Source organism: Nocardia sp. NPDC004123 (assembly GCF_053603795.1).
In genome coordinates this window covers 25,761-48,413 of the sequence record NZ_JBSGGG010000025.1, presented here as the reverse complement: position 1 = coordinate 48,413, position 22,653 = coordinate 25,761, and the positions used below count along the sequence as shown (strand labels likewise).

Annotated in this window: 19 protein-coding genes; 9 read left to right on the top strand and 10 right to left on the bottom strand. The window is 69.5% G+C overall.

The window, feature by feature from the left end:
• The first annotated feature begins 6 nt into the window (after nucleotides 1-6).
• Nucleotides 7-543 (top strand): N-acetyltransferase family protein, encoded by a 537-nt coding sequence (locus ACWEQQ_RS32145; RefSeq protein WP_452350881.1) that lies wholly within the window; start codon nucleotides 7-9, stop codon nucleotides 541-543.
• Here ACWEQQ_RS32145 and ACWEQQ_RS32140 read toward each other — a convergent pair.
• The 3 genes from ACWEQQ_RS32140 to zapE all read right to left on the bottom strand — a co-directional run bounded on the left by ACWEQQ_RS32140 (nucleotide 519) and on the right by zapE (nucleotide 4,575).
• The gene (locus tag ACWEQQ_RS32140; RefSeq protein ID WP_452350880.1) at nucleotides 519-2,306 is read right to left on the bottom strand and encodes an ABC-F family ATP-binding cassette domain-containing protein; all 1,788 of its coding nucleotides are present in this window, start codon (nucleotides 2,304-2,306) and stop codon (nucleotides 519-521) included. The genes ACWEQQ_RS32145 and ACWEQQ_RS32140 overlap by 25 nt on opposite strands.
• A gap of 286 nt (nucleotides 2,307-2,592) precedes the next feature.
• Nucleotides 2,593-3,399 carry a tyrosine-protein phosphatase gene (locus ACWEQQ_RS32135; RefSeq protein WP_452350879.1) on the bottom strand — a complete coding sequence of 269 codons (807 nt, stop codon included), beginning with the start codon at nucleotides 3,397-3,399 and terminating at the stop codon, nucleotides 2,593-2,595.
• A gap of 153 nt (nucleotides 3,400-3,552) precedes the next feature.
• Nucleotides 3,553-4,575, bottom strand: a complete 1,023-nt coding sequence (gene zapE, locus ACWEQQ_RS32130) for a cell division protein ZapE (RefSeq protein WP_379385804.1) — start codon at nucleotides 4,573-4,575, stop codon at nucleotides 3,553-3,555.
• A gap of 35 nt (nucleotides 4,576-4,610) precedes the next feature.
• Here zapE and ACWEQQ_RS32125 point away from each other — a divergent pair, with 35 nt between their 5' ends.
• From ACWEQQ_RS32125 to msrB, 4 genes are all read left to right on the top strand, one after another.
• Complete coding sequence (locus ACWEQQ_RS32125) at nucleotides 4,611-5,384, top strand: pyrimidine reductase family protein (protein ID WP_452342594.1); 774 nt, start codon at nucleotides 4,611-4,613, stop codon at nucleotides 5,382-5,384.
• Nucleotides 5,385-5,416: 32 nt separating this feature from the next.
• Nucleotides 5,417-6,979: an alpha/beta fold hydrolase gene (locus ACWEQQ_RS32120; protein ID WP_452350878.1), complete on the top strand. Its 1,563-nt coding sequence runs from the start codon at nucleotides 5,417-5,419 to the stop codon at nucleotides 6,977-6,979.
• A 178-nt stretch (nucleotides 6,980-7,157) separates the two neighbouring features.
• Complete coding sequence (locus tag ACWEQQ_RS32115) at nucleotides 7,158-8,444, top strand: glycosyltransferase family 87 protein (RefSeq protein ID WP_452350877.1); 1,287 nt, start codon at nucleotides 7,158-7,160, stop codon at nucleotides 8,442-8,444.
• Nucleotides 8,445-8,453: 9 nt separating this feature from the next.
• The gene (msrB, locus tag ACWEQQ_RS32110; protein ID WP_354836833.1) at nucleotides 8,454-8,912 is read left to right on the top strand and encodes a peptide-methionine (R)-S-oxide reductase MsrB; all 459 of its coding nucleotides are present in this window, start codon (nucleotides 8,454-8,456) and stop codon (nucleotides 8,910-8,912) included.
• Nucleotides 8,913-9,067: 155 nt separating this feature from the next.
• Here msrB and hemQ read toward each other — a convergent pair whose 3' ends face one another.
• Nucleotides 9,068-9,763: a hydrogen peroxide-dependent heme synthase gene (gene hemQ / locus ACWEQQ_RS32105; RefSeq protein WP_452342590.1), complete on the bottom strand. Its 696-nt coding sequence runs from the start codon at nucleotides 9,761-9,763 to the stop codon at nucleotides 9,068-9,070.
• Nucleotides 9,764-10,265: 502 nt separating this feature from the next.
• On the opposite strand from hemQ, the gene ACWEQQ_RS32100 reads away from it, so the two are divergent.
• Nucleotides 10,266-11,216 (top strand): serine/threonine dehydratase, encoded by a 951-nt coding sequence (locus ACWEQQ_RS32100; RefSeq protein ID WP_452342589.1) that lies wholly within the window; start codon nucleotides 10,266-10,268, stop codon nucleotides 11,214-11,216.
• Nucleotides 11,217-11,234: 18 nt separating this feature from the next.
• On the opposite strand, the gene ACWEQQ_RS32095 is transcribed toward ACWEQQ_RS32100, so the two are convergent.
• From ACWEQQ_RS32095 to hemE, 3 genes are all read right to left on the bottom strand, one after another.
• Nucleotides 11,235-12,500, bottom strand: a complete 1,266-nt coding sequence (locus ACWEQQ_RS32095; protein WP_452350876.1) for an NADH:flavin oxidoreductase/NADH oxidase family protein — start codon at nucleotides 12,498-12,500, stop codon at nucleotides 11,235-11,237.
• A 162-nt stretch (nucleotides 12,501-12,662) separates the two neighbouring features.
• A complete protein-coding gene (locus ACWEQQ_RS32090) occupies nucleotides 12,663-14,009 on the bottom strand; it encodes a protoporphyrinogen oxidase (protein WP_452350875.1) in 1,347 nt (448 codons plus the stop codon).
• A 247-nt stretch (nucleotides 14,010-14,256) separates the two neighbouring features.
• Nucleotides 14,257-15,324: a uroporphyrinogen decarboxylase gene (hemE, locus tag ACWEQQ_RS32085; RefSeq protein ID WP_452342586.1), complete on the bottom strand. Its 1,068-nt coding sequence runs from the start codon at nucleotides 15,322-15,324 to the stop codon at nucleotides 14,257-14,259.
• A gap of 74 nt (nucleotides 15,325-15,398) precedes the next feature.
• Between hemE and ACWEQQ_RS32080 the strand changes: the two genes are divergently transcribed.
• Together ACWEQQ_RS32080 and ACWEQQ_RS32075 are read left to right on the top strand one after the other, a co-directional pair.
• On the top strand, nucleotides 15,399-16,025 hold the full coding sequence (locus ACWEQQ_RS32080) for a DUF3000 domain-containing protein (protein WP_354836847.1): 627 nt from the start codon (nucleotides 15,399-15,401) through the stop codon (nucleotides 16,023-16,025).
• Between the two features lie 202 nt (nucleotides 16,026-16,227).
• Complete coding sequence (locus ACWEQQ_RS32075; protein WP_452350874.1) at nucleotides 16,228-17,472, top strand: HRDC domain-containing protein; 1,245 nt, start codon at nucleotides 16,228-16,230, stop codon at nucleotides 17,470-17,472.
• 274 nt (nucleotides 17,473-17,746) lie between these two features.
• Here ACWEQQ_RS32075 and ACWEQQ_RS32070 read toward each other — a convergent pair whose 3' ends face one another.
• Nucleotides 17,747-18,550 (bottom strand): enoyl-CoA hydratase, encoded by an 804-nt coding sequence (locus ACWEQQ_RS32070; RefSeq protein ID WP_379385828.1) that lies wholly within the window; start codon nucleotides 18,548-18,550, stop codon nucleotides 17,747-17,749.
• Nucleotides 18,551-18,677: 127 nt separating this feature from the next.
• Nucleotides 18,678-20,624 carry a 1-deoxy-D-xylulose-5-phosphate synthase gene (gene dxs, locus ACWEQQ_RS32065; RefSeq protein WP_452342584.1) on the bottom strand — a complete coding sequence of 649 codons (1,947 nt, stop codon included), beginning with the start codon at nucleotides 20,622-20,624 and terminating at the stop codon, nucleotides 18,678-18,680.
• On the opposite strand from dxs, the gene ACWEQQ_RS32060 reads away from it, so the two are divergent.
• On the top strand, nucleotides 20,509-21,141 hold the full coding sequence (locus ACWEQQ_RS32060) for a glutaminase (RefSeq protein WP_452350873.1): 633 nt from the start codon (nucleotides 20,509-20,511) through the stop codon (nucleotides 21,139-21,141). The genes dxs and ACWEQQ_RS32060 overlap by 116 nt on opposite strands.
• On the opposite strand, the gene ACWEQQ_RS32055 is transcribed toward ACWEQQ_RS32060, so the two are convergent.
• Nucleotides 21,132-22,625: a UbiD family decarboxylase gene (locus tag ACWEQQ_RS32055; protein WP_452350872.1), complete on the bottom strand. Its 1,494-nt coding sequence runs from the start codon at nucleotides 22,623-22,625 to the stop codon at nucleotides 21,132-21,134. The genes ACWEQQ_RS32060 and ACWEQQ_RS32055 overlap by 10 nt on opposite strands.
• Nucleotides 22,626-22,653: the final 28 nt, after the last annotated feature.

Genomic DNA, 22,653 nt, shown 5'->3' with positions numbered 1-22,653 from the left:
GGAACGGTGAGCGATTCCGTAGCCATCACACCGGCGACCGCGGACGACGCCGGCGAACTCGCCGTCGTCGCCGCCGCGACCTTTCCGCTGGCCTGCCCGCCCGGATCCACACCCGAGGACATGGCCGCCTTCATCGCGGAGGTGCTGTCCGCGGACCGGTTCCGCGAGTATCTCGCCGATCCCGGCCGTGTGGTTCTGAAGGCGGTGCTCGGCGGCGAGATCGTCGGCTACGCACTGCTCAATGCCATCGAACCGGCCGATCCCGCGGTGGCGGAGGTCATCACCCTGCGCCCGGTGATCGAGCTCAGCAAGATGTACGTGCTGCCCGGCCAGCACGGCAGCGGGGTCTCGGCGGCGCTGATGCTGCGCGCGCTCGAGCACTCCCGGGCCGACAGCAGCAAGGCCGTGTGGCTGGGCGTGAACCAGCAGAACGCGCGCGCCCAGCGCTTCTACGGCAAACACGGCTTCACCGTCGCGGGCACCAAGACCTTCACCGTCGGCAACCAGCTGCACCACGACTACGTCATGCTGCACGAATTCTGAAGCTCCAGGCGGCGACCCGCGAAGCGCTGCCGCATCCGGCGATCATGGGTCACCAGCACCACCGCGCCGGGGTAGCCGTCCAGGGCCTGCTCCAGATCCTCCACCAGGGCCGGGGACAGGTGATTGGTCGGCTCGTCGAGCAGCAGCAGATCCACCGGATCGGTGACCAGCCGCGCCAATTCGACGCGACGGCGCTGGCCATAGGACAGCTCACCCATGCGCAGGCGCAGGTCGTCCGGCCGGAACAGACCCAGCGCCAGCAGCGCCTCGGCATGCTCGTCCGGATAGCCCGTCCGCCCGGACGCGAACGCACCCAGCACCGTTAGCTCCGCCGGCCACGGTGACTCCTCCTGCCGCAGGTGCCCGACCCGCCCGCGCACCGTGACCTCGCCCGCCTCGGCAACCAGCTCCCCGGCCAGCAGCCACAGCAGCGTGGTCTTGCCCGCGCCATTGGGACCGGTCACCAGCAACCGTTCACCGGCCTCGATCCGCAAGCCGTTCATGCACAAACGGCCTTCCACCACAACCGAACTCATCTCGGCGACGGGCGGTACCACCACGGCTGCGACCACCCCGACGCTGTCGCCGGCGTCCGTCGGCGCAGTGCCGGTCGGTCCAGTGCCGGCCGGTCCAGCAACGGCCGATCCAGCAACGGCCGATCCAGCAACGGCCGATCCAGCAACGGCCGGTCCTGCGGCGGCTGGGAGGGGGTCGGTCGTGGATATCTCGGCGGTGAAGCGGAGCGGATCCGGTGGGGGCGCAATCGGATCCGCGGTCAGGCGGGAGACCCGCTCCTTGGCATTGCGGATGCGGGACTGGGCGCCGTGGCCGCGGCTGCGGGTTCGGAAGGGACCGGCGGCGAAGACCGCGAGCGGGAGCTTGCGCGGAATCGCTTCCAGGCGGACGACATTCGACTCGGCCAGTCGCTCGTTGCGGGCCAGTTCGGTGCGCCAGCGCTGGTGCGCGAGCTGCTGCCGGTGCCGCTGAGCGGCCTTGGCGGTGAGGTAGCCACGGTAGCCGTTGCCGTGGCGGGCGACCGCGCCCGCGTCCACCTCGAGCACGATGCTGGTGATGCGTTCGAGGAAGACGCGATCGTGGGTCACGGCCACCACGGTGCCGGAGTAGTCACGCAGCTGCCCCTCGAGCCATTCGACGGCATTGTCGTCGAGGTCGTTGGTGGGCTCGTCGAGCAGCAGCAACTCCGGCGCGGAGGCGAGGGTGGCCGCCAGCGCCAGGCGGCGGCGCTGACCGCCGGACAGCGTGCCCAGCAGGCGATTCCGATCCAGGCCGGGCAGGCCGAGCCCGTGCAGGGCCGCGTCCACCCGGGCATCGGCCTGGTACCCGCCGCGCGCCTCGAACCGGGCCGCCAGGGCGGTGTACGCCTCGAGGCGGCGGCCGAGCGGCCCGGGCGCGGCCAATTCGGCCTCGGCGGTGCGCATCCGGGCCTCCAGGTCGCGAATATCGCTGAGAGCCAGGTCGATTGCCGCGCCAACGGTGGCGGTGGGCGGCAGCTCCAGACTCTGGGCCAGGTAGCCGATGCCGCCCGGGGCCTGCACGACGACCTCGCCGTTGTCGGGGACTTCGCGACCCGCGATGAGCCGCAGCAGGGTCGACTTGCCGGCACCGTTGTCGCCGACCACGCCGGCCTTCTCACCGGGCCTTATGGACAGGTTCACTGTGTCCAGCACGATGCGGTCGGCATAACGTCTGGTGACACCGGACAGGGTCAGCTGGGAGACGGCAGGTGTTCGGAGGGTGAGCACAGGGATCTCCTGTTCTCGGCTCGGCACGAGCCGGATGGGTGGAGCCCACGCGAAAATCGAACGCCGACAGGCGGATAGGCGTGGGAGGGGATTCGACGCGGAGCAAAGCTCAACGCGGCGAAGCGATCACAAGAACAGGAAACCGAAACCCATGAGGCCTGGAACGTTAACGGTACGACGCGGGGCCGTCAACCACTTTGTCGTGGATCACAAACGTGGATCACAAAGGAGAACGCCGGGCGGTAAGAACCACCCGGCGTTCGCCATCACATCGTGAACGACCTTGTCAGGCCAGCAGTTTCGCCTTCAGCGCGGCCACGTCCGCGTCGGAGAGCTTCAGGCCCTCGCGCACGTAGTTGTCGAAGCTGCCGTAGCTCTTGTTCACCTGGTCGAAGGCCGAATCCAGCGCCGAGGCGGTGACGCCGTTCATCATGTCGCCGTCCTTGGCGCCCCGGTAGTAGTTGGACAGCAGGTAGTCGTAGTAGACCGTGTCCTTGTCCACACCCAGGATGGTGAGCAGCACCGCCGAGGTCCAGCCGGTGCGGTCCTTGCCCGCGGTGCAGTGGAACAGCACGCCGCCCGGGTTGTAGGCGATGTCGCGCAACACGTTCGCGAAGCCCTCGTTCGCGCCCGGCGCGGTGATGAAGGCGCGATACAGGTCGGTGCCCGCGGACAGGGTCGAGACCATCACCTGCGGCGGAGCCTGGCCGATGATGTCGTCGTGATGCTCGGCGGCGCCGGCGGGGACCTTGTCCACGCCCATGAACAGCTGCTCGTAGCTGGTGCGCAGATCGTGGATGGACGCCACGTTCAACGACGCCAGCTCGGCCAGGTCGGCGCCGGTGGCCTTGCTCAGATCGCCGGTGCGGAAGACCAGACCGGTACGCACGGTGTGGCCGTCGACGGTCCGGTAGCCGCCGGCGTCCCGGGCGTTGAGCACGCCGGTCAGCCCGAGGGCACGGTTGTCGGTGTTGACGAGCACGCTGCCGGTGGCGGCGGGCGGGTCGGCGGCGAAGGCGGTCGCCACCGACCCGAGGCTCGCGGACAGTGCGATGGTGACCACCGCGGCAGCTTGGACAGCACGGTTACGCAAGGTAGATCTCCTTCCGGGGCCGAAAACCGAATCCGGCCCGGCTTTCACTGACCCTCGGAATTTATTACCTAAGGAAACTATGAGAGAAACCGGGTCCTACCTGGCGGTTGCACCTGAGCCAAGGCCGGCGGTCACGCGTGCGCCGGACCTGCGTTACACGTGAGCCGGGGCTTCGAACCGCGACAGCGCCAGCAGACGCGAGATCGCGCGCAGGTACTTCTTGCGGTAGCCGCCGTCGAGCATCTCCTGGGTGAAGATCTGATCCAGCTTCGCGCCCGAGATGGTGACCGGGATGCCCGCGTCGTACAGACGGTCGGCGAGCACCACGATGCGCAGCGCGACCGCCTGATCGGTCACCGGGTGCACATCCGAGATGTACACGGCCGAGACGTCGTGGATCAGGGCGCCGTAGCGGGACGGGTGCAGCGTGCTCAGGTGCTTCACCAGCGCGTCGAAGTCGTCGAGCGTGGAACCCGGTGTGGCGGCGGCCTTCTCGGCCAGCAGCTCGGGAGCGGTGGGCTCCGGGGCGGGCGGCAGATCGCGGTGCCGGTAGTCGGGGCCGTCGACACGGACGGCCTCGAACAGGGCGCCCAGCTTCTTGATCTCGCGCAGGAAGTCCTGGGCAGCGAAGCGGCCCTCACCCAGCTGGCCCGGCAGGGTATTGGAGGTGGCGACCACGGAGACGCCGCGGTCGGTCAGCTCGGTGAGCAGGCGCGAGACCAGCATGGTGTCGCCCGGATCGTCGAGTTCGAACTCGTCGATGCACAGCACGCTGTTGGCCGCGAGCCGCTCGACGGCATTGTTGAAGCCCAGCGCGCCAACCAGATTGGTGACCTCACCGAAGGTGCCGAAGGACTTCGGCTCCGGCACGCTGTGGAAGATCGAGGCCAGCAGGTGGGTCTTGCCCACACCGAAGCCGCCGTCCAGGTACAGGCCGATGCCGTGCACCGGCTTCTTCTTGCCGAACAGGCCCTTCTTGTCCGCGGCCTTGCGGAGCTTGGTCACCTGATCCGCGAACAGCTCGGCCTTCAGCACGGCCGCGGCCTGGGACGGTTCCTTCGGATCCGGGATGTAGGAACCGAAGCTCACCTCGTCGAAGGTGGGCGGGGGAACCATCTGGGCCACGAGCTGGTCTGCCGGAACCTCCGGGTGGCGATCGACGAGGCGTTGTTGCACGGCGTCAGCGTAGATGCGTGGTGGGATGGGTCCTTATGCAGCGTATGCCGAATGCGATTCAGCTCACAGATCTCACCCGCGACGACCTGGTCGAGTTGTACGCGTATCCGGTCGAGCCATCCGCACCCTACGTTCGAGTCAACTTCGTCACCAGCATCGACGGCGCGGTCACCGTCGACGGGCGCTCCGGCGCGCTGGGCACGCCCGCCGACAAACGGGTCTTCGGGCTGCTGCGGGATCTGGCCGACGTGGTGCTGGTCGGGGCCGGGACCGTGCGCGCGGAGAACTACGGTGCGGCACACACCGATCCGGAACTCCGCAAGCGGCTGCACGAGGAGGGGCTCGGCGGCGATCCGGACGGGACGCCGCCGCGCATCGCGGTCGTCACCGGGTCCGCGGCGCTGGATCCGGCGAGCAAGCTGTTCACCGACACCGGGGCGCGGCCGATCATCCTCACCACCACCGCCGCGCCCGGCGACCGCACGAAGCGGCTCCTCGACGCGGGGGCCGAGGTGATCGAATCCGACCCGAACGAAGCCACCGTGACCGCCGTCCGCACCGCACTGGAGCGTCTCGGGCTGCGGCGGGTGCTGTGCGAGGGCGGGCCCTCACTGTTCGGCCAATTCCTCACCGCCGGGGCCGTGGACGAGCTGTGCCTGACCGTATCCCCGCAGCTGGTGGGCGGGACCGCGGGCCGAATCGCGGTGTCCCCCAAGGCCCTGCCCACCCCGATGAGCCCCTGCCACCTGCTGCTCGACACCGACGGCACGATCCTGACCCGATGGGAACGCGCGCAGACCCGAGGCTGAAACCGCGTGCCGGACCTGGCAGGCTGTAGCGCATGCGCTGGACTCGGGCCGCTCTGCTGGCGTCGACACTGTCGATATTGGTGACCACCGCGTGTGGGGCCGGGCCGTCCAACCGGCCCGCCGTCGCCGTGGAACAGCCGCACCAGGCCGGAGTCGCCACCTCCACCGCGCCCGCCGACGCCACCCCGCCCGCACCCGAGGTGCCCAAGGCCGACCTGGCCTGGAAGGACTGCACCGCACCGACATTGAACCTGCTGTCGCTGGGCGCGCCGCCGCAGGGACTGGTGCTCGAATGCGCCGAATACACCTCGCAGGTGGACGTGGCCGGAAATGTGGCGGGCAACTTCCGCAACGCGGCCATGCGGGCCCGCTACGACCGGACGCCCAAGGACGCCGCGCCGCTCATTCTGACCTCCGGTTCCGACCGGTCCTCGACGGCCACCCTGGCCGGGCTCGCGGCCGGGCCCGCCAGCGCGCTGCTGGCCGCGCGGCCGATCATCGCGGTGGACCGGCGCGGCATCGGCAGCTCCCAGCCGGTGACCTGCATGACCGATCCGCAGCGCAAGGCCATCGCCGATCAGACCCAATTCACCCGGGGCGCAACCGATGCCGTGGACACCATGAGCACCGCCGGGCGCGACGCCACCGTCGCCTGCCTGGACTTCCTGGCCCCGGCCCAGGCCACCTTCGACGCACCACACGCCGCGGACGACCTCGAGCAGCTGCGCAAGCAGTTGCAGGTGGACCATCTCGCGCTGCTCGGCACCGGAACCGGCACGAACGTCGCGTTGAGCTACGCGCGGAAATACGGACAGCACCTGGGCCGGCTGGTGCTGGACTCGCCGCAGGGAGTCGGCACGGACGCCAACGGGCGCGCCGAGCAGCGGGTCAAGGGACAGGAGGCCGCGCTCACCGCATTCGGGCAGCGGTGCGCGTCGCTGAACTGCTCGCTCGGGAGCGACCCACGGGCCGCCGTCGTCGACCTGATGATCCGGGCCGGCGCCGGACAGCTCGGCGACCTGTCGGCCTCGGCGCTGGTGACCACCCTGAGCGGCTTCCTCGGCGACTCCCGGGCGACCGGCAACGCGCAGATCACCGAATTCGCCGACGCCCTCAGTGCCCTCGGCAAGGGCGACCACGTCCCGATCACGCCGTTCCTGCTGCGCGCCGCCGCGGGGATCGCCACCGACGGTCAATTCGTCAACCGCTGCAGCGACAACCACGAGCCCTCCACCCCCGACAAGGCCAAGGAGCTCGAAACGACCTGGGGCACACAGTATCCGGTGTTCGGCAAGGTCGCGGCCATCGACCTGATGGCATGCTCGGCCTGGCCCGCCGCCACCCCCATGCCCCTGCCCGACAAGCTGAACCTGCCGGTCCTGGTCCTCGGCGGCAGCGCCGACCCCGTCACCGGCCAGGACGGCCGGCCCACCGTCACCGGCGCGCTCGGCGCGGCGGGTGCGCGCACCGCCACCGTCGTCTGGCAGGGTTGGGGGCACCCGACCTTCGCCCACTCCGGCTGCGCCCAGCAGTCCCTCGCCGACTACCTGAAGGACGCCACGCTGCCCGCCGACGGCACCGCCTGCCCGGCCTGAGTACACACCTGTGAAGTGACGCCGATCACTGCTCGACAGAGCGCGGAGTGCGCTTGACCGGCCCGAGCATTCGAGGCGGGCCGGGGTTTCATCCGACCGGCGGGCGTGGTGTGTCCCGCACAACGCATTAAGCGGGTCGGCGCATGTGTGACGCGGGGATTCGGTGTACCGTGCCCGAGTGTTCCTTCGACAGCTCGAGCCCCGCACCGCTCGCACCACCGCCGAGGTACTGAATTTCGCACTGTGGCCGCTCGCGATCCTCACCGTGTTGCACCGGGTGTTCATCAACGCTGTCAACTACCACATCACCAATGACTTCACACCGGTGTACAACGCGTCCCTCGCGTTCCTCAACCACCGGCCCGTGTACAACGCGAACTTCAGCTCGACCGATCCGGCCTATCTGTATCCGCCCAGCGGCACGCTGCTCATCTCACCGCTGGCCTTCATCGATCCGGAAAAGTCGCGGTGGGCCTTCATCCTGGTCAATGCGATGGCCCTGCTGCTGGCCTGGTATCTGCTGCTGAAGCTGTTCAACTACACGCTGAACTCCGTCGCCGCGCCCGCGCTGCTGCTGGCCATGTTCGTCTCCGAGACGGTGACGAACACACTGGCCTTCACCAATATCAACGGCTGCCTGTTCATGGCCATGCTGGTGTTCATCCACCTGCTCCTGAAGCGCCGGGACCTGTGGGCCGGTGTGGCCTTGGGGCTGACCATCGCGGTGAAGGGGCCATTGCTGGCGCCGCTGCTGCTGATTCCGCTGGTCCGCGGGCAGTGGAAGGTGTTCATCACCGCCCTCGGCATCCCGGTGGCACTGAACCTGCTGGCCTGGCCGCTGATCGTGGACTACAAGCAGTTCTGGACCCACACGCTGCCGTACCTGTCGGAGGCCCGGGACTACTTCAACAGCGCCATCGTCGGCAATGCCGGGTACTACGGTGTCGCCGAGTGGCTGACCTGGACCATGCGTATCACCGTCGGCGTCCTGGTGTTGATCTCGCTGTGGCTGCTGTACCGGTACTACCGCGAGGACGAGGTGTTCTACATCTGCAACACCTCCGGCATCCTGATCACCGCGGCCATGCTGCTGGGTCCGCTGGGCCAGATGTACTACTCGATGTTCCTGTTCCCCATGCTGATGACCGTGGTGTTGCGCAACTCGCTGCTGCGCAACTGGCCCGCGTGGGTGGCGATCTTCGGATTCATGTCCTACGACAAGTGGCTCTCGGACCGCTGGCAGAGTATCGGCCGCGATCTGGAGTACCTGCGCACGACCTTCGGGTGGGGTCTGCTGCTGATCGTGGTGTTCTGCGTGCTGGGCGACCGCTATCTCGCCGCCCGTCGCGAAGGCCGCCTCGAGGTCGGCAAGTCCCTGGATCCGAAGTGGATGCACCCCGAATGGGTGGCCGACGAACCCGAGGTCACCATCGCGCCCCGGACGAAGGCGACCGCCTCGTATTAGCGTGGAGCCATGAGTTCCGATGCTGACAGCTCCACGGGGACCGAGGGTCTGCCCGTCCCGCGTATCCAGCTGACCCCGCAGGAATGGCGGACCAAGCTGACCCCGGACGAATACCGGGTACTGCGCGAGGCGGGCACCGAGCGGGCGTTCACGGGCGAATACACCGACACCGAGACCGAGGGCGTCTACTCCTGCCGGGCGTGCGGGGCCGAATTGTTCCGCAGCGCCGAGAAGTTCCACTCGCACTGCGGGTGGCCGTCGTTCTTCGATCCGGCGAAGTCGGAAGCCGTGCTGCTGGTGGAGGACAACTCGCTGGGGATGCGGCGCGTCGAAGTACTGTGCGCGAACTGCCACAGTCATCTGGGGCACGTGTTCGAGGGCGAGGGATATCCCACGCCCACGGACAAGCGCTACTGCATCAACTCGATCTCGCTCCGATTGCACCCCTCGGACAGCGCAGCTGAGTGAGTCGCAGAAACACTATGGGGCGTGCGTGATTTCGCGCATGCCCCGAATTATGCGGGCAACACACCGGCGACCTTCCCGCTAACGACATCGGGCCCGGCCGCGGTATGCGGCCGGGCCCGATCTCCGTGCGGGTCGCTACGGGAGTGTGCAGGTAGCTACGGCAGTGCGGCGATGAGCTGCTCGAGCTCCACGCGCGGGCCGGTGAAGAACGGAATCTCCTCGCGCACATGGCGACGCGCCTCGGTGGCACGCAGGTCGCGCATGAGGTCGACGATGCGGTGCAGCTCGGGGGCCTCGAAGGCCAGGATCCACTCGTAGTCGCCCAGGGCGAACGAGGCCACGGTGTTGGCACGCACGTCCGGGTAGTCGCGGGCGGCCTTGCCGTGGTCGGCCAGCATCTTGCGGCGCTCCTCGTCGGGGAGCAGGTACCAGTCGTAGGAGCGCACGAACGGGTAGACACAGATGTAGTTGCCCGGCTCCTCGCCCGCGAGGAAGGCGGGGATGTGGGACTTGTTGAACTCGGCGGGGCGATGCAGGGCCGCATTGCTCCAGACCGGGTTGGAGATCTGGCCCAGTTCGGTGACGCGGCGGAAGTCGGCGTAGGCGGCCTGCAGATCCTCGATCTGCTCCGCGTGCCACCAGATCATGAAGTCGGCGTCGGCGCGCAGGCCGGCGACATCGTAGATACCGCGCACCACCACGCCGCGCTCCTCGAGCGAGTCGAAGAAGGCCCGCGCCTCCTTGATCGCCGCCTGGCGATCCTCGCCGAGCACGCCGGGCTCCACCTGGAACACCGAGAACATGAGGTAGCGGATGGTGTCGTTGAGGGCCTTGTAGTCGAGTCGCGCCATGGCCTCCATCGTGCCACTGCGCCCGAACCCGCCCGAAATGGGGCACGGCGGACCGCGTGATTCGGCTCGCGCTGCGTGATTCGGCTCGCGCTGCGTGATTCGGCTCGCGCCGGCGGCCCAGGAGGCGATGAGGCGGCGCAGGCCGTCGTGGAAAACGGCATCGCTGGTGAACAGTTCGCTGATGGCATCCAGATGGGTTGCCGGCACCGGGTATTCGTCCGGTAGGCGCGGAAGGTGTCGGCGGGATTCAGGCCGAGCGAAAGATTGTCGGCCAGTTGGGGTTCGGTGAGCCGCGACAGCAGGTTCCGGCCCAGCCAGGGGCGCGGGCCGTGCAGCACGACCAGGCCGGGATAGCCGGTACCAGGCGGTGAAGTGCTGCTCGGTGGAGTGCGCCCACTACAGTGGAACAAGGGGGTTCATCGGCTCGGGGGTTTTCCGTGAGCCGTGCCGTGCAGCCCCTCGGCGGGAAGAGAATCCAGCGACGGAAACGAAGGAAGCGCCAGTGCATCCGACATATGGGGACGTGACAGCGGCGGCCGACCGAATCGCCGGCCACACCCGCCCGGTGGTCCTCGCCCGCGCGGACGCCGACACCGTCCCGGTGGCCGGCGAGGTCTGGTTCGCGCTCGAGCACATGCAGCACACCGGCAGCTTCAAGGCGCGCGGGGCGGCGAATTTCGTACTGGCACAGCGGGAACAGGGGCTGCTGCCCAAGGTGGGGATCACCATCGCCTCCGGCGGGAACGCCGGGGTGGCGTGCGCGTGGGCCGCCCGGCTGGTCGACTCCACCGCCACCGTGTTCCTGCCCGACTCCGCACCCGCGGTGAAAGTGGCGCGGCTGCGGGCACTGGGGGCGCAGGTGCTGTGCGGCGGCGACGCCTACGCCGACGCGGCCGCCGAATGCGAGCGCTTCGCCGCGGTCAGCGGGGCGCTGCGCTCACACGCCTACGACGACCCCTATATCGCGGCGGGCGCGGGAACACTGCTCGACGAAATCGTCTCGCAGGTACCGGAACTCGACACCGTGGTGGTCGCGGTCGGCGGCGGCGGGCTGCTGACCGGAATCACGGTGTCGGCCAATCATCACGGCGTGCGGGTGGTGGCGGTAGAACCCGAACACTGCCGTGCCTTCCACGCGGCGGTCGAGGCCGGGGAACCGGTGGACGTCGAAATCGACTCCGTCGCAGCCGATTCCCTCGGCGCCCGTCGCGTCACGCCCATGGCCCTGTCCGCCGCGAACGCGGGCGATGTCCGCTCGGTCCTGGTCAGTGACAAGCAGATCATCGCCGCCCGCCAAACCCTGTGGGACTGCCGCCGTGTCGCCGTCGAGCACGGCGGTTCCACTGCCCTGGCCGCCCTGCTGTCGGGCGCCTACGTCCCCGCCCCCGGCGAACGGGTGGCGGTCATCGTCTGCGGCGCGAACACCGATCCGATCGACCTGGTAGCCCGCTGATGCCGCGGTGACGGAGGGTCAGCGTCCGGTGTCGGCCGGGGCGGGATGGGCCGGACGGGACTGGAGCCAGGAACGGTAGCGGCGGAGGGCGCGCCCCTGCACGATCTGGTCGGACAGCAGGGCCTGGACGGGACCGGTTGCGGGACGGGGGTTCCGGCCGCGAGCCATGCGGCGCATGTGGTGCCGAACCACCGCCATACCCGCGGCGGACGCGAGGGCCTTGTTCGACCAGGTGATGGGCTTCGGGGTGGCGTCGGCCCCGAGATCGTCGCGCCAGCGGGCGGGGAGGTCCGGGGTGATGGACAGGGCGGTGCCCATGCCGATCACCGCCACGCCGCTCGCCAGGACGTCCTGGGCGGTCTGGAGGCGGGTGATGCCGCCGGTGAGCATGAGCGGAATCGGGCTGGTGGCAACCAGTTCCGTCGCCAGCTCCAGGAAATAGGCTTCGCGAGCCTGCGTCCGGCTGTCGGCGGGGCGGCCGGTCATGGCGGGGCTTTCGTAACTGCCGCCCGACACTTCGACCAGGTCGACGCCGAGGGGCGTGAGCAGGGCGATCACCCGGCGGGCGTCGTCGGCGTCGAAGCCGCCGCGCTGGAAGTCGGCGGAGTTCAGTTTCACCGCGACCACGAACCGGGGCGACACGACCGCGCGGACCGCGCGCACCACCTCGAGCAGCAGCCGCGCCCGGTTCTCCAGCGAGCCACCCCACTCGTCGGTGCGGTTGTTGACCAGCGGAGACAGGAACTGCGACAGCAGATAGCCATGTGCGGCATGGATTTCCACCCCGTCGAACCCGGCCTGTTCGGCGCGGCGCGCGGTGGTGGCGAACCGGGCGATGGTGTCCTCGATCTGAGCCTTCGTCATCGCGACCGGACGGCCGAACCGGCTGCTGAGCCGGCCCAGATCGACCGGGATATCCGACGGACCCCACACCACGCCGGGCTGGTTGGCCGCGACCTGGCGGCCCGGGTGACTGATCTGCATCCACATGGCCGCACCCGCCGCCTTGCCCGCCCGCGCCCATTCCGCGAACGGTCCCAGCGGCGCGGCGTCATCGAGCACGATGCCGCCGGGTCCGGTGAGCGCCTCGGCGTGCACCATCACATTGCCGGTGATCAGGGCGCCCGAGCCGCCCGCTCCCCACCGTCGGTAGAGCGACACGAGACGGTCGTCGGGGAGTTGCCCGTAGCCGGCCATCCCCTCCTCCATGGCCGCTTTCACGATCCGGTTGGCCAGGACCGCGCCCGATCGCAGTACCAGCGGCGAGAACAAATCACTCGTCATCGGGCAATCCACCTCCAAATGTTGACTGCGCTTACATAATGTGCGCAGCGCTAACATAGGGGAAGGATGTAGGCAGCGTCAACACTGGTTGGATCGAAGACATGCCGACCTCGATCACGGCGACCGCGAGGGCCCTCGACGAGCGAGGTCCCGGGGAGTGGGTCAGGAGAGCTGCGCGATGATGCGGGCGGCGGCCTTGGTGCCGGTCGCGGCGCAGGCGGGGACGCCGACGCCGTCGAGGTAGGCGCCGGCCAGGGCCAGGCCGGGGAGGTCGGCCGTGGCGGAACGCAGGTCGGCGATGCGGGTGGTGTGGCCGGGGGCGTATTGCGGAAGGCCGCCGGGCCAGCGCTGGACCACGGCGCGCAGGGGGCGGATGTCGGCGGCGGTGACGGTGGTGAGATCTTCGACGGCGGCGGTGATGAGGTCGTCGTCGGACCAGGACAGCGGAGCCGGGTCGCCGAAGCGGCCGAAGGAGGCGCGGACCAGGGCCACGTCACGGGCGGCCAGGTGCGGCCACTTGCGGCTGGAGAGGGTGAAGGCCTTGGCGCGCAACGGTTCACCGGTGGCGACGAGGATGCCGGAGTTGTCGGGCAGGGCGGTCTCGGGCGGCAGGGCCAGGGCCACCACCGCCGAGGAGGCCAGGTCGATTCCGGCGGCCAGCTCGGCGGCCTCCGGGGCCACCGCGCGCAGGAGTTCCGCGGTCACCGGGGCAGGGGTCGCGAGAATCACAGCGTCGACGTCGCCGACCGGGTCGAGCCGCCAGCCCTGTGCGGTGCGGGCGAGAGTGGTGACCGCCGTCCCGGTTTCGGCCTTCACATCGGCGGCGGCGCGCAGCGCGTCCAGCAGGGCGCGGTAGCCGTCGCGGATGCCGCCGAACACCGGCGTGGTGCTGGGCGGGGGCAGGGCCTCGGACACGGCCCGGGTCAGGCTGGCCGCGCCGCGATCCAGGGCGGCGGCCAGCGTCGGCAGCGCGGCCCGTACGCCGATCGAATCCGCAAGTCCCGCATACACTCCCCCGAGCAGCGGATCCACGCTGCGCCGGACCACCTGCTCACCGAAGCGATCCCGCACCAGCTCCCCCACCGACACGTCCCCGCCCCGCTCCCACCGCAGCGGCCGGGACGGCTCCGCCGCAACGGTGGCCAGGGTCTGCGCATCCACCAGCCCCGCAACCGATTCCGGCGTGGCGGGGATGCCCATCAGCGTCCGCTCGGGCAGCCGATGCCCCACCCCTTCCGACCACACCAGCGGCCGCTTGCCCGCCGGATGAACGAGCTGCTCCGCAATCCCCAACTCCCCCATCAGTTCCGGAATCTCGGGCCGCCGGCCCACGAACGCCTCGGCCCCCAGATCGACCGGATCCCCCTCGATCTGCACGGTCCGCAGGATCCCCCCGACCCGATCCCGCCGCTCCACGAGGATCAGTTCCGCCGACTCCCCGAGCGCCTTCCGCAGCCGATACGCGGCCACCAGTCCACTGATGCCGCCACCGACAACCGCGACCCGCATCGACAACTCCTCGCCACTCGCCGAACGCCGCGACCACACGAGCCCGCGGCCCGCGACCCGCACCTCGACCTCGAGCCGCCCCGAGCCAACCTACTCCCGCCGCCCGTCGCGCCTACGCCGCCCTCCCGGAGCTCACCTGGGCGGGGCCGGCGCATCCGCTGGGCATTCGACGGTATCGGTGACCTCGACCACAGCGCGGCCACCAGCCGCGACCGGGCCCCGACGGTCAGCGCCTTCGAGGTGCTGGTCAGAGCGGGAGCGGGAGGCTGTGAATCAGGGCGACGGTCTCGGTGATGACACCGGGGTCGGTGTTCGGGAGGACGCCGTGGCCGAGGTTGAAGATGTGACCTTTGGCGCCCAGGGTGATTGCCTCGTCGGCTTCACGGGCGATGCGGCGCACCTCGGCGTCGATCGCCGCCGGGCCCGCGAAGAGCACGGCCGGATCGAGGTTGCCCTGCAACGCTTTTCCGGGGCCGACCCGGCGCGCGGCCTCGTTCAGCGGAATCCGCCAGTCGACGCCGACCACGTCCGCGCCCGCTTCGCCCATGGCGCCCAGCAGTTCTCCGGTGCCGACGCCGAAGTGGATGCGCGGCACACCCGCGGACGCGATCTCGGTGAAGACCCGTTCCGAGTGCGGCAGAACGTATTCCCGGTACTGGGCCAGGCTCAGCGCGCCCGCCCAGGAGTCGAACAGCTGCACGGCGTCCACGCCCGCATCGATCTGGGCGCGCAGGAATTCGATGGTGATGTCGGTGAGCACGCCCAGCAACTGGTGCCAGGTCTCGGGGTCGGCGAGCATCATCGCCTTGGTGCGCTCGTGGTTCTTACTGGGCCCGCCCTCGACCAGGTACGACGCCAAAGTGAACGGGGCACCGGCGAATCCGATGAGCGGGGTGTCACCGAGCGCGTCCAGCAGCAGCTTCACACCGGCGGTGACCGCGCCCACCTCCTCGGCGCGCAGGCGCGGCAGCGCACGCACATCGGCGACGGTGCGCACCGGATTCGCGACCACCGGGCCGACGCCGGCCACGATGTCGAGATCGATGCCGGCGGCCTTGAGCGGAACCACGATGTCGGAGAAGAGGATTGCCGCGTCCATCTGGTGGCGGCGGATCGGCTGCATGGTGATCTCGCACACCAGCTCCGGATCGAAACACGATTCCAGCATGCCGATTCCGGCACGCACCTCGCGATACTCCGGAAGGGACCGACCAGCCTGTCTCATGAACCACACCGGACGCCGATGCGGCACGCCACCGGTGGCGGCGGCAAGGAACGGGGCATCGGTCAGCAGGCGTCGGGTGTGAGTACTCATCACCGCCCATCGTAAAGGGGGCCCGGCGGCGCGCCTCGCACTACTCGGCACCGGAGGGGTCTACGGTGCCTTTCGTGACACCGCTCGACTTCCGCGACGGCGCTGCCCCCACCCCGGAGCCCGAAGAACCAGCCCGGTTCCGCGCCGCGGTCGAGGCCATGGGAACCGCATCTGTGCATCCTCGAATCGAGCTGGCACCGATCCGCCCGCCGCAGCGCCTCGCCCCGTACTCGTACGCCCTAGGCGCGGAAGTCACGCGACCCGATACAAATGTGGTGCCCGTCGACTCCGAGGGCGACGCGTTCGGCCGGCTGATCCTGCTGCACGACCCGGCCGGGCAGGAAGCCTGGCACGGGGTGTTCCGTCTGGTCGCCTACATCCAGGCCGACATCGACTCCGCCCTCGCCGCCGACCCGCTGCTGCCGGAGGTGGCGTGGAGCTGGCTGGTCGACGCGCTGGACTCGCGCACCTCCTTCACCGCCCTCGGCGGCACGGTCACGGCCACCAGCTCGGTGCGCTACGGCGACATCGCCGGGCCGCCACGCGCGCACCAGCTCGAACTGCGCGCCTCCTGGACCGTGTCCGACACCGTCATGCGGCCGCACGTGGAAGCCTTCTGCGAGGTGCTCGCCTACGCGGCCGGACTGCCGCCCGCGGGGGTAACCCGGCTGGACGTGCGCCGGGACGAGAGCACCGAATAATTGGGCGCGAGATCGGGGCGGCCGATCCGCGAATTCCCGCGCCGGTCGCCCGAAAATCCCCTCTCGCCTGCGAGAACATCTGTACTGCAACGAAATCGACGGCCGCCACGTACGATTCCCCATGGCCCGACGCAGTGTCACGGCCGGTCGTTTCACCGACGTGACGCGGCCCGCCAATGCCCAACCCGTAGAGTTCAAGACCATGTCCGTACCAGATGAACCCGAAGCCACTGCCGCGGTACCGTTGCTCGCGCCAGTGGACGGTGTGCCGCCGGTACTGGACTCCGCCGCCGCGGTGGCCGCAGCCGCCCACCGGCTCGCCGCCGGAACCGGACCGCTCGCGGTCGACGCCGAGCGCGCCTCCGGCTTCCGCTACTCCAATCGCGCGTACCTGATCCAGCTGCGGCGCGAGGGTGCGGGCACCTTCCTGATCGACCCGATCCCGGTGGACGGGGAGCTCACGCCGCTGGCCGAGGCGATCAACGATCTGGAGTGGGTGCTGCACTCCGCGGATCAGGATCTGCCCGGGCTGGCCGAACTCGGGCTGCACCCGGCCCGGCTCTTCGACACCGAACTCGGCGGCCGCCTCGCGGGTTACGAGCGCGTGGGCCTGGCCGCCATGGTGGAGAAACTGCTCGGCCGCGAGCTGCGCAAGGGCCACGGCGCGGCCGACTGGTCCACCCGGCCGCTGCCGGACGACTGGCTGAACTACGCGGCCCTCGATGTCGAGCTACTCATCGAGCTGCGCGACGCGGTCGCCGCCGACCTGGCCGAGCAGGGCAAATCCGAGTGGGCCGCAGAGGAATTCGAGCACGTCCGCACCGCGGAGCCGGCCGGCCCCAAGGCCGACCGCTGGCGGCGTACCTCCGGCATCCACACCCTGCGCCGCACCCGCCAGCTCGCCATCGTCCGCGAACTATGGACGACCCGCGACCGCCTGGCCCGCCTGCGCGACGTGGCCCCCGCCCGCATCCTCCCGGACTCGGCCATCGTGGCCGCCGCCACCAACGAGCCCAAGTCCATCGCCCAGCTGCGCACCCTGCCGATCTTCGGCGGCCCCCGCCAGCGCCGCTACTCGCGCGAATGGCTCGGCGCGGTGGAGCGCGCCCGCACCCTCCCCGACAGCGAGCTCCCGCCGCTCACCCAGCACTTCGACGGCCCGCCCCCGGTCAACCGCTGGGAGCGCCGTGACCCGGCCGCCGCCGCCCGCCTGCAGTGCGCCCGCGCGGCCATGACCGACCTCTCCACCGAGGTGTCGGTCCCGGTCGAGAACCTGCTCACCCCGGACCTGCTGCGCCGCATGTGCTGGGACGGGCTGCCCAAATCGGTCGCCAACGGTGAAGCCCCGACCCTCATCGAGGGCTACCTCGCCGCGGGCGGGGCCCGCCCGTGGCAGCGTGCTCTGACCGTCCCGCGACTGAGCGAAGCCCTCTACCCGAAGAGCTGACCCCGGGAATATCGCCCAAGAAAGTTGGGCCACAAGGGTTTTCTCGACCGGCGCCTTCCCTCACGCTCATCGGCGTCATCCCGTTCATGGCATCCCCGCCGACAGTGATCCCGGTGTCCGTGGTCGCCGCGCCACCGGGATCACCTGTCCCACAGCAGCCACCGCTGCGGGGCACCTGCGTCGGATCCGGCAGCGACGGTCCGCTCGGCTCCGGCAGCGCGAACCCGCTCGGATCCGGCAGTCAGAACGCGCCGGGCGCGCGGCGGCCGTTCGCTCAGTCCTGGAATTCTGGTGGGCGGCGGTCGCGGCGGGCTCGGATGGCCTCGTCGAAATTGTCGGTGGTGAGGCGGACGTAGAGCTGGGCCATGCCCTCGTTCTGCATGTGGGATTCGAAACTGCCCGCCTCCAGGCCACTCCACAGCAGGCGCTTGGTGAGCTCGCCGCCGACCCGGCTCCAGCGGATGATCTGGTCGGCGGTGTCGTAGGCGGCCTCGAGGAGTTTGTCGCCGGGGACGACGCGGGAGACGATGCCGATGCGCTCGGCTTCCGCGGCGTCCACATCGCGGCCGGTGAGCATGATCTCGAAGGCGCGGGTGGAGCCGATGGCCCGCGGCAGCGTGTAGCTGATGCCGAGTTCGGCCGAGGTCAGGCCGTTGTTGATGCCCGCCGCGCGGAAATAGGCGTCCTCCGAGGCGATTCGGATATCGGTCCCCATGGCCAGGCAGAACCCGCCGCCGATGGCCGCGCCGTTGATGGCGCTGATCACCGGCTGGTGCATCCGCTTGATCGTGAGCATCACATTGTTCAGCAGCTCCATCGAGCGCCGGGCAATGCTGGTGCGCGTCAACCCCTCTACCCCCGGCACCTTGCCCGCGTGCTGCAGGTCCGCGCCCGAGCAGAACCCGTGCCCGGCGCCCGTGAGCACCACCACGCGCACCTCGTTGTCGGCCGCCACGCCCTCGAGGGTCTCCCGCAGCGGCACCATCACGTCGAACGCCATGGCGTTCATCCGGTCCGGCCGGTTCAACGTGACCAACGCGATCCCCGGCCGCGGCTTCTCGACAAGCACAAACGACATCCGAACTCCCGTCCCGAAACTGTAACCTGTTTCAGAATCTACGCGAGAACCCCAGCTCCGTATAGAAAGAAGGGCCCGCGATCGGATGATCGCGGGCCCGTCACGAGCGGAGTGTCACTCGGCGGTGTTACTCGGCCGCCGGGAGCAGGGCCTGCTCGATCTCGCTGCCGGAGGCATCGGCGGCGCCGAGCCACACGTGCACCCGCTGGGCCACCTCGCCCGGAGTGAGGCCGAGATCCTGGTGGATCTTGGCGCGGGAGGAGTGGTCCAGGAAATGCTGGGGGACGCCGAGGTCGCGGGTCGGAACGTCGACGCCCGAACTGCGGAGCCGGGCGGAAACGGTGGAGCCGATACCGCCGTGCAGGCCACTGTCCTCCAGAGTGACCACCAGGCGGTGGTTCTCGGCCAGCTTCACCACGGTGTCGGAGACCGGGAGGACCCAGCGCGGGTCGACCACGGTCACCGAGACGCCCTCGGCCTCCAGCAGATCCGCGACCTTGAGCGCGAGGTCGGCGAAGGCGCCGACCGCGACCAGCAGGACATCGGCGCGCACCGAGTACGCGGCAGCGTCTTGCACGTCGGGCAGGCGCAGCACATCCACGCCCTCGAAGCGTTCCACCGCCGGAATCTCTTCGATCGCAGGACCCTTGGGGAAGCGGATGGCGGTGGGCCCGTCGCTGATGTGCAGGGCCTCCCCCAATTCCTCACGCAGGCGGGCAGCGTCGCGCGGGGCCGCGACCCGGATGCCGGGGATGATGCCCAGCACCGACAGGTCCCACATGCCGTTGTGCGAGGCGCCGTCGTCGCCGGTGATGCCGGCGCGATCGAGCACCAGGGTCACCGGGAGCTTGAGCAGCGCCACATCCATGAGCAGCTGATCGAAGGCCCGGTTGAGGAAGGTGGAGTAGATGGCCACCACGGGGTGCAGACCGCCCAGGGCCATACCGGCCGCGGAGGTCATGGCGTGCTGTTCGGCAATGCCGACGTCGAACATGCGCTCCGGGAAGCGATTTCCGAACGGGGTCAGACCGGTCGGCCCCGGCATGGCGGCGGTGATCGCCACAATGTCGTCACGCTGCTCGGCCTGGGCGATGAGCTCCTTGGAGAACACCGAGGTCCAGCTCGGCGCGGACGGGCCACCCAGCGGCTCACCGGTCTCCGGGTCGATCTGGTTGATGGCGTGCATCTGATCGGCCTCGTGGTCCTCGGCCGGCTTGTAGCCGCGACCCTTCTGCGTCACCGCGTGCACGATGACCGGACCACCGAAGTCCTTGGCCCGCCGCAGCGCAGCCTCCAGCTGTACCGGATCGTGCCCGTCGACCGGGCCCACATACTTCAGCCCGAGATCGCTGAACAGCTCCTGCGGCGCGACCGCGTCCTTGATGCCGGTCTTGATGGCGTGCAGCATCGAGTACGCCGAATCCCCCACGCGCGGAATGCTCTGGACGATCCGCTTGGTGGCGTCGAGCGCGTGCTCGTAGGCGGGCTGGGTGCGCAGCCCCGCGAGCCGCTCGGCGAGCCCGCCGATGGTCGGCGCGTAGGAGCGGCCATTGTCGTTGACGACCACGATGACCGAGCGGTCCGGCCCGGCGGCGATATTGTTCAGCGCCTCCCAGCACATGCCGCCGGTGAGCGCGCCGTCACCGACGACCGCGACCACATGCCGCTTCTGCCGGGTCAGCGCGAACGCCTTGGCGATGCCGTCCGCGTAGGACAGCGAGGCCGACGCGTGCGAGGACTCCACCCAGTCGTGGGCGCTCTCGGCCCGGCTCGGGTACCCCGACAGCCCGCCCTCTTTGCGCAGCGTGTCGAACCCGTCCTTGCGGCCGGTAAGGATCTTGTGCACGTAGGCCTGATGCCCGGTATCGAAGATGATCGGGTCGGCCGGCGAGTCGAAAACCCGGTGCAACGCGATGGTCAGCTCCACGACGCCGAGGTTCGGCCCCAGGTGCCCGCCGGTGACGGCGACCTTCCGCACCAGGAACTCACGAATCTCCTCGGCCAGCTCGTGCAGCTCCGGTACCGACAGCCGACGCAGGTCCTCGGGCGTGTCGACCCGGGAAAGCACTCCCACGGCTATTGCTCCCTCCGGATGTCTCCTGTGTTTGCAACAGTCTACGGAGCCCATTCCGGCCCCCGATGCCAGGAACGAAACGCCACCTGCAACATCCGTAGCAGATGTGAGGCTCAACACAGATTTCGCCGGTTACGGTGGCCCAGAGGGTCCGTCCGGCGGCGTCGTCGCCCGCATCATCGACGAAGTGTACGAGCTGTGCCGGGCCGACACGTCGGGAACGCCGGCCGACCACATTCCGGAACTGGCGGCAGTACAACCCGATTCATTCGGCATCTGCCTGGCTACCGCGGACAGGCCGGTCCACGGCAGCGGAGATCCGGACGCCGCCTTCACGATTCGGTCGATTTCCGAGCCGTTCACGTATGCGCCGGCCCGCTGCCTGTACACAGGCCGATGCCGCCGTGCGCGCGGTCGGCGCACGGCGGCATCTGGCCCGCCTCGGGCCGAGCCTCGTCCGACACCCCTCGTCCGGTCGCACGACGCCGCCCGTAGTCGTTCCCGCGATCAGCGGTAGCCGTACTCCTGCCAGCGATCCAGGACGCGCTGCTGGATCTCCGCGGGCCAGCCGTTCTCGAAGCTGCCCTTGATCGGGCGGCGGCCCTGCGGGAAGTGATCGGCCAGCAGGCAGTTGTAGATCACCTTGCCCGCCATGAAGGAATGTGCTTCCTCCGGCGAGAGGTAGACCGCGAGCTGATCGGAAACCGCTGCCGGATAATGGAATTCACCGCGCTCGACATCCGGGTGGGAGCGGGTGGCGAAGGCCCACACCACCTCGTCGATATTCGTGATGTCGACATCGTCCTCGACCACCAGGATCTTGGGCGCGTTGACCGACGGCTTGCCGGTGAAGATGATCTTGGCGATCTGGTCCACCAGCTCGTGCGAGCCCAGGCCGGTGCTCTCGTGCCAGTCCTGCCGCACCGCCAGGGTCAGCCAGTGCACCGCGGCCTCGAAGTTGTACCAGGCCGAGGAGATCGGCAGTCCGGCCCGCCGCAGCAGGTGAAGGATCTCGGCGGCACTGGTGGTGCCGATGATGGTGTGGTCCTCCTCCACCGGCGGGCCCGCCGCCACGGTCGGCTGGATCGCGCCGTCGCGGTGGGTGATCGCCGAGACGTGGAAGACCGCCTTGGGGCTGGCCTCGGTGGCGTTGTAGCCGGGGAACTCGTTGAACGGGCCCTCCATGACCGTCTCGTCGAGCGCGATGTGACCCTCGATCACGATCTCGGCGGTCGCGGGCACCAGCAGATCGACGGTCTCGGCCGGGACCAGTTCCAGGCCCTCGCCGAAGAGCGCGCCCAGGTAATGGGTTTCGTCCTCGCCCTCGGGAATCGGCATGCCGCCCACCCACGGCAGGCCCGGCTCGACGCCGATGGCCAGCGCGATCGGCATGGGCTCGCCGATCTCGGTCCACTTCGAGCGGATGATGCCCAGGTGCTGGGGTCCCGGGATCAGGCAGGCCAGGGTGTTCCTGTCGTGGATCATCATGCGATTGATCGACCAGTTGGTCCACGAGCCGTCGGGTGTCTTGACGATGTTCATCCCGTAGGTCTGGATGTAGCGGCCGCCGTCATTGCCGTGCAGCTTCGGGGTCGGGAAGACGAACAGGTCGATGTCGCCGCCGAGCATGACGTTCTCTTTGCAGGGCGCGGCCGCGCGGTCCACCACCACCGGCGGGATGCCCGGCTTGGCGCGCGCCTCGGCGAGCACCTCCACGATCTGCTGACCGGTGGCGTCGGCGGGCAGGCCCAGCGCCAGCGCGATGCGCGCCAGCCGGTGCTGCGGACCCGAGAGCGCGCCGGGTGCGCCGAGCACCCGGAAACCACTGTCCTGATATCCGGTGATATTGGTGAACAGGGGCGCGGGGGCCCGCAGATCGTAGGAGCGGCGAATGATCGCGCCGATCTCCAGATTCCAGTCGACCTCGGTGTCGATGTGCTGGACCTCACCGATGGCGTCGAGCGCCTCGATGAACTCGCGCAGGCTCTTCAAATGCGGCACAGGGGTTTTCCTTAGCGTCGGGTGTTCG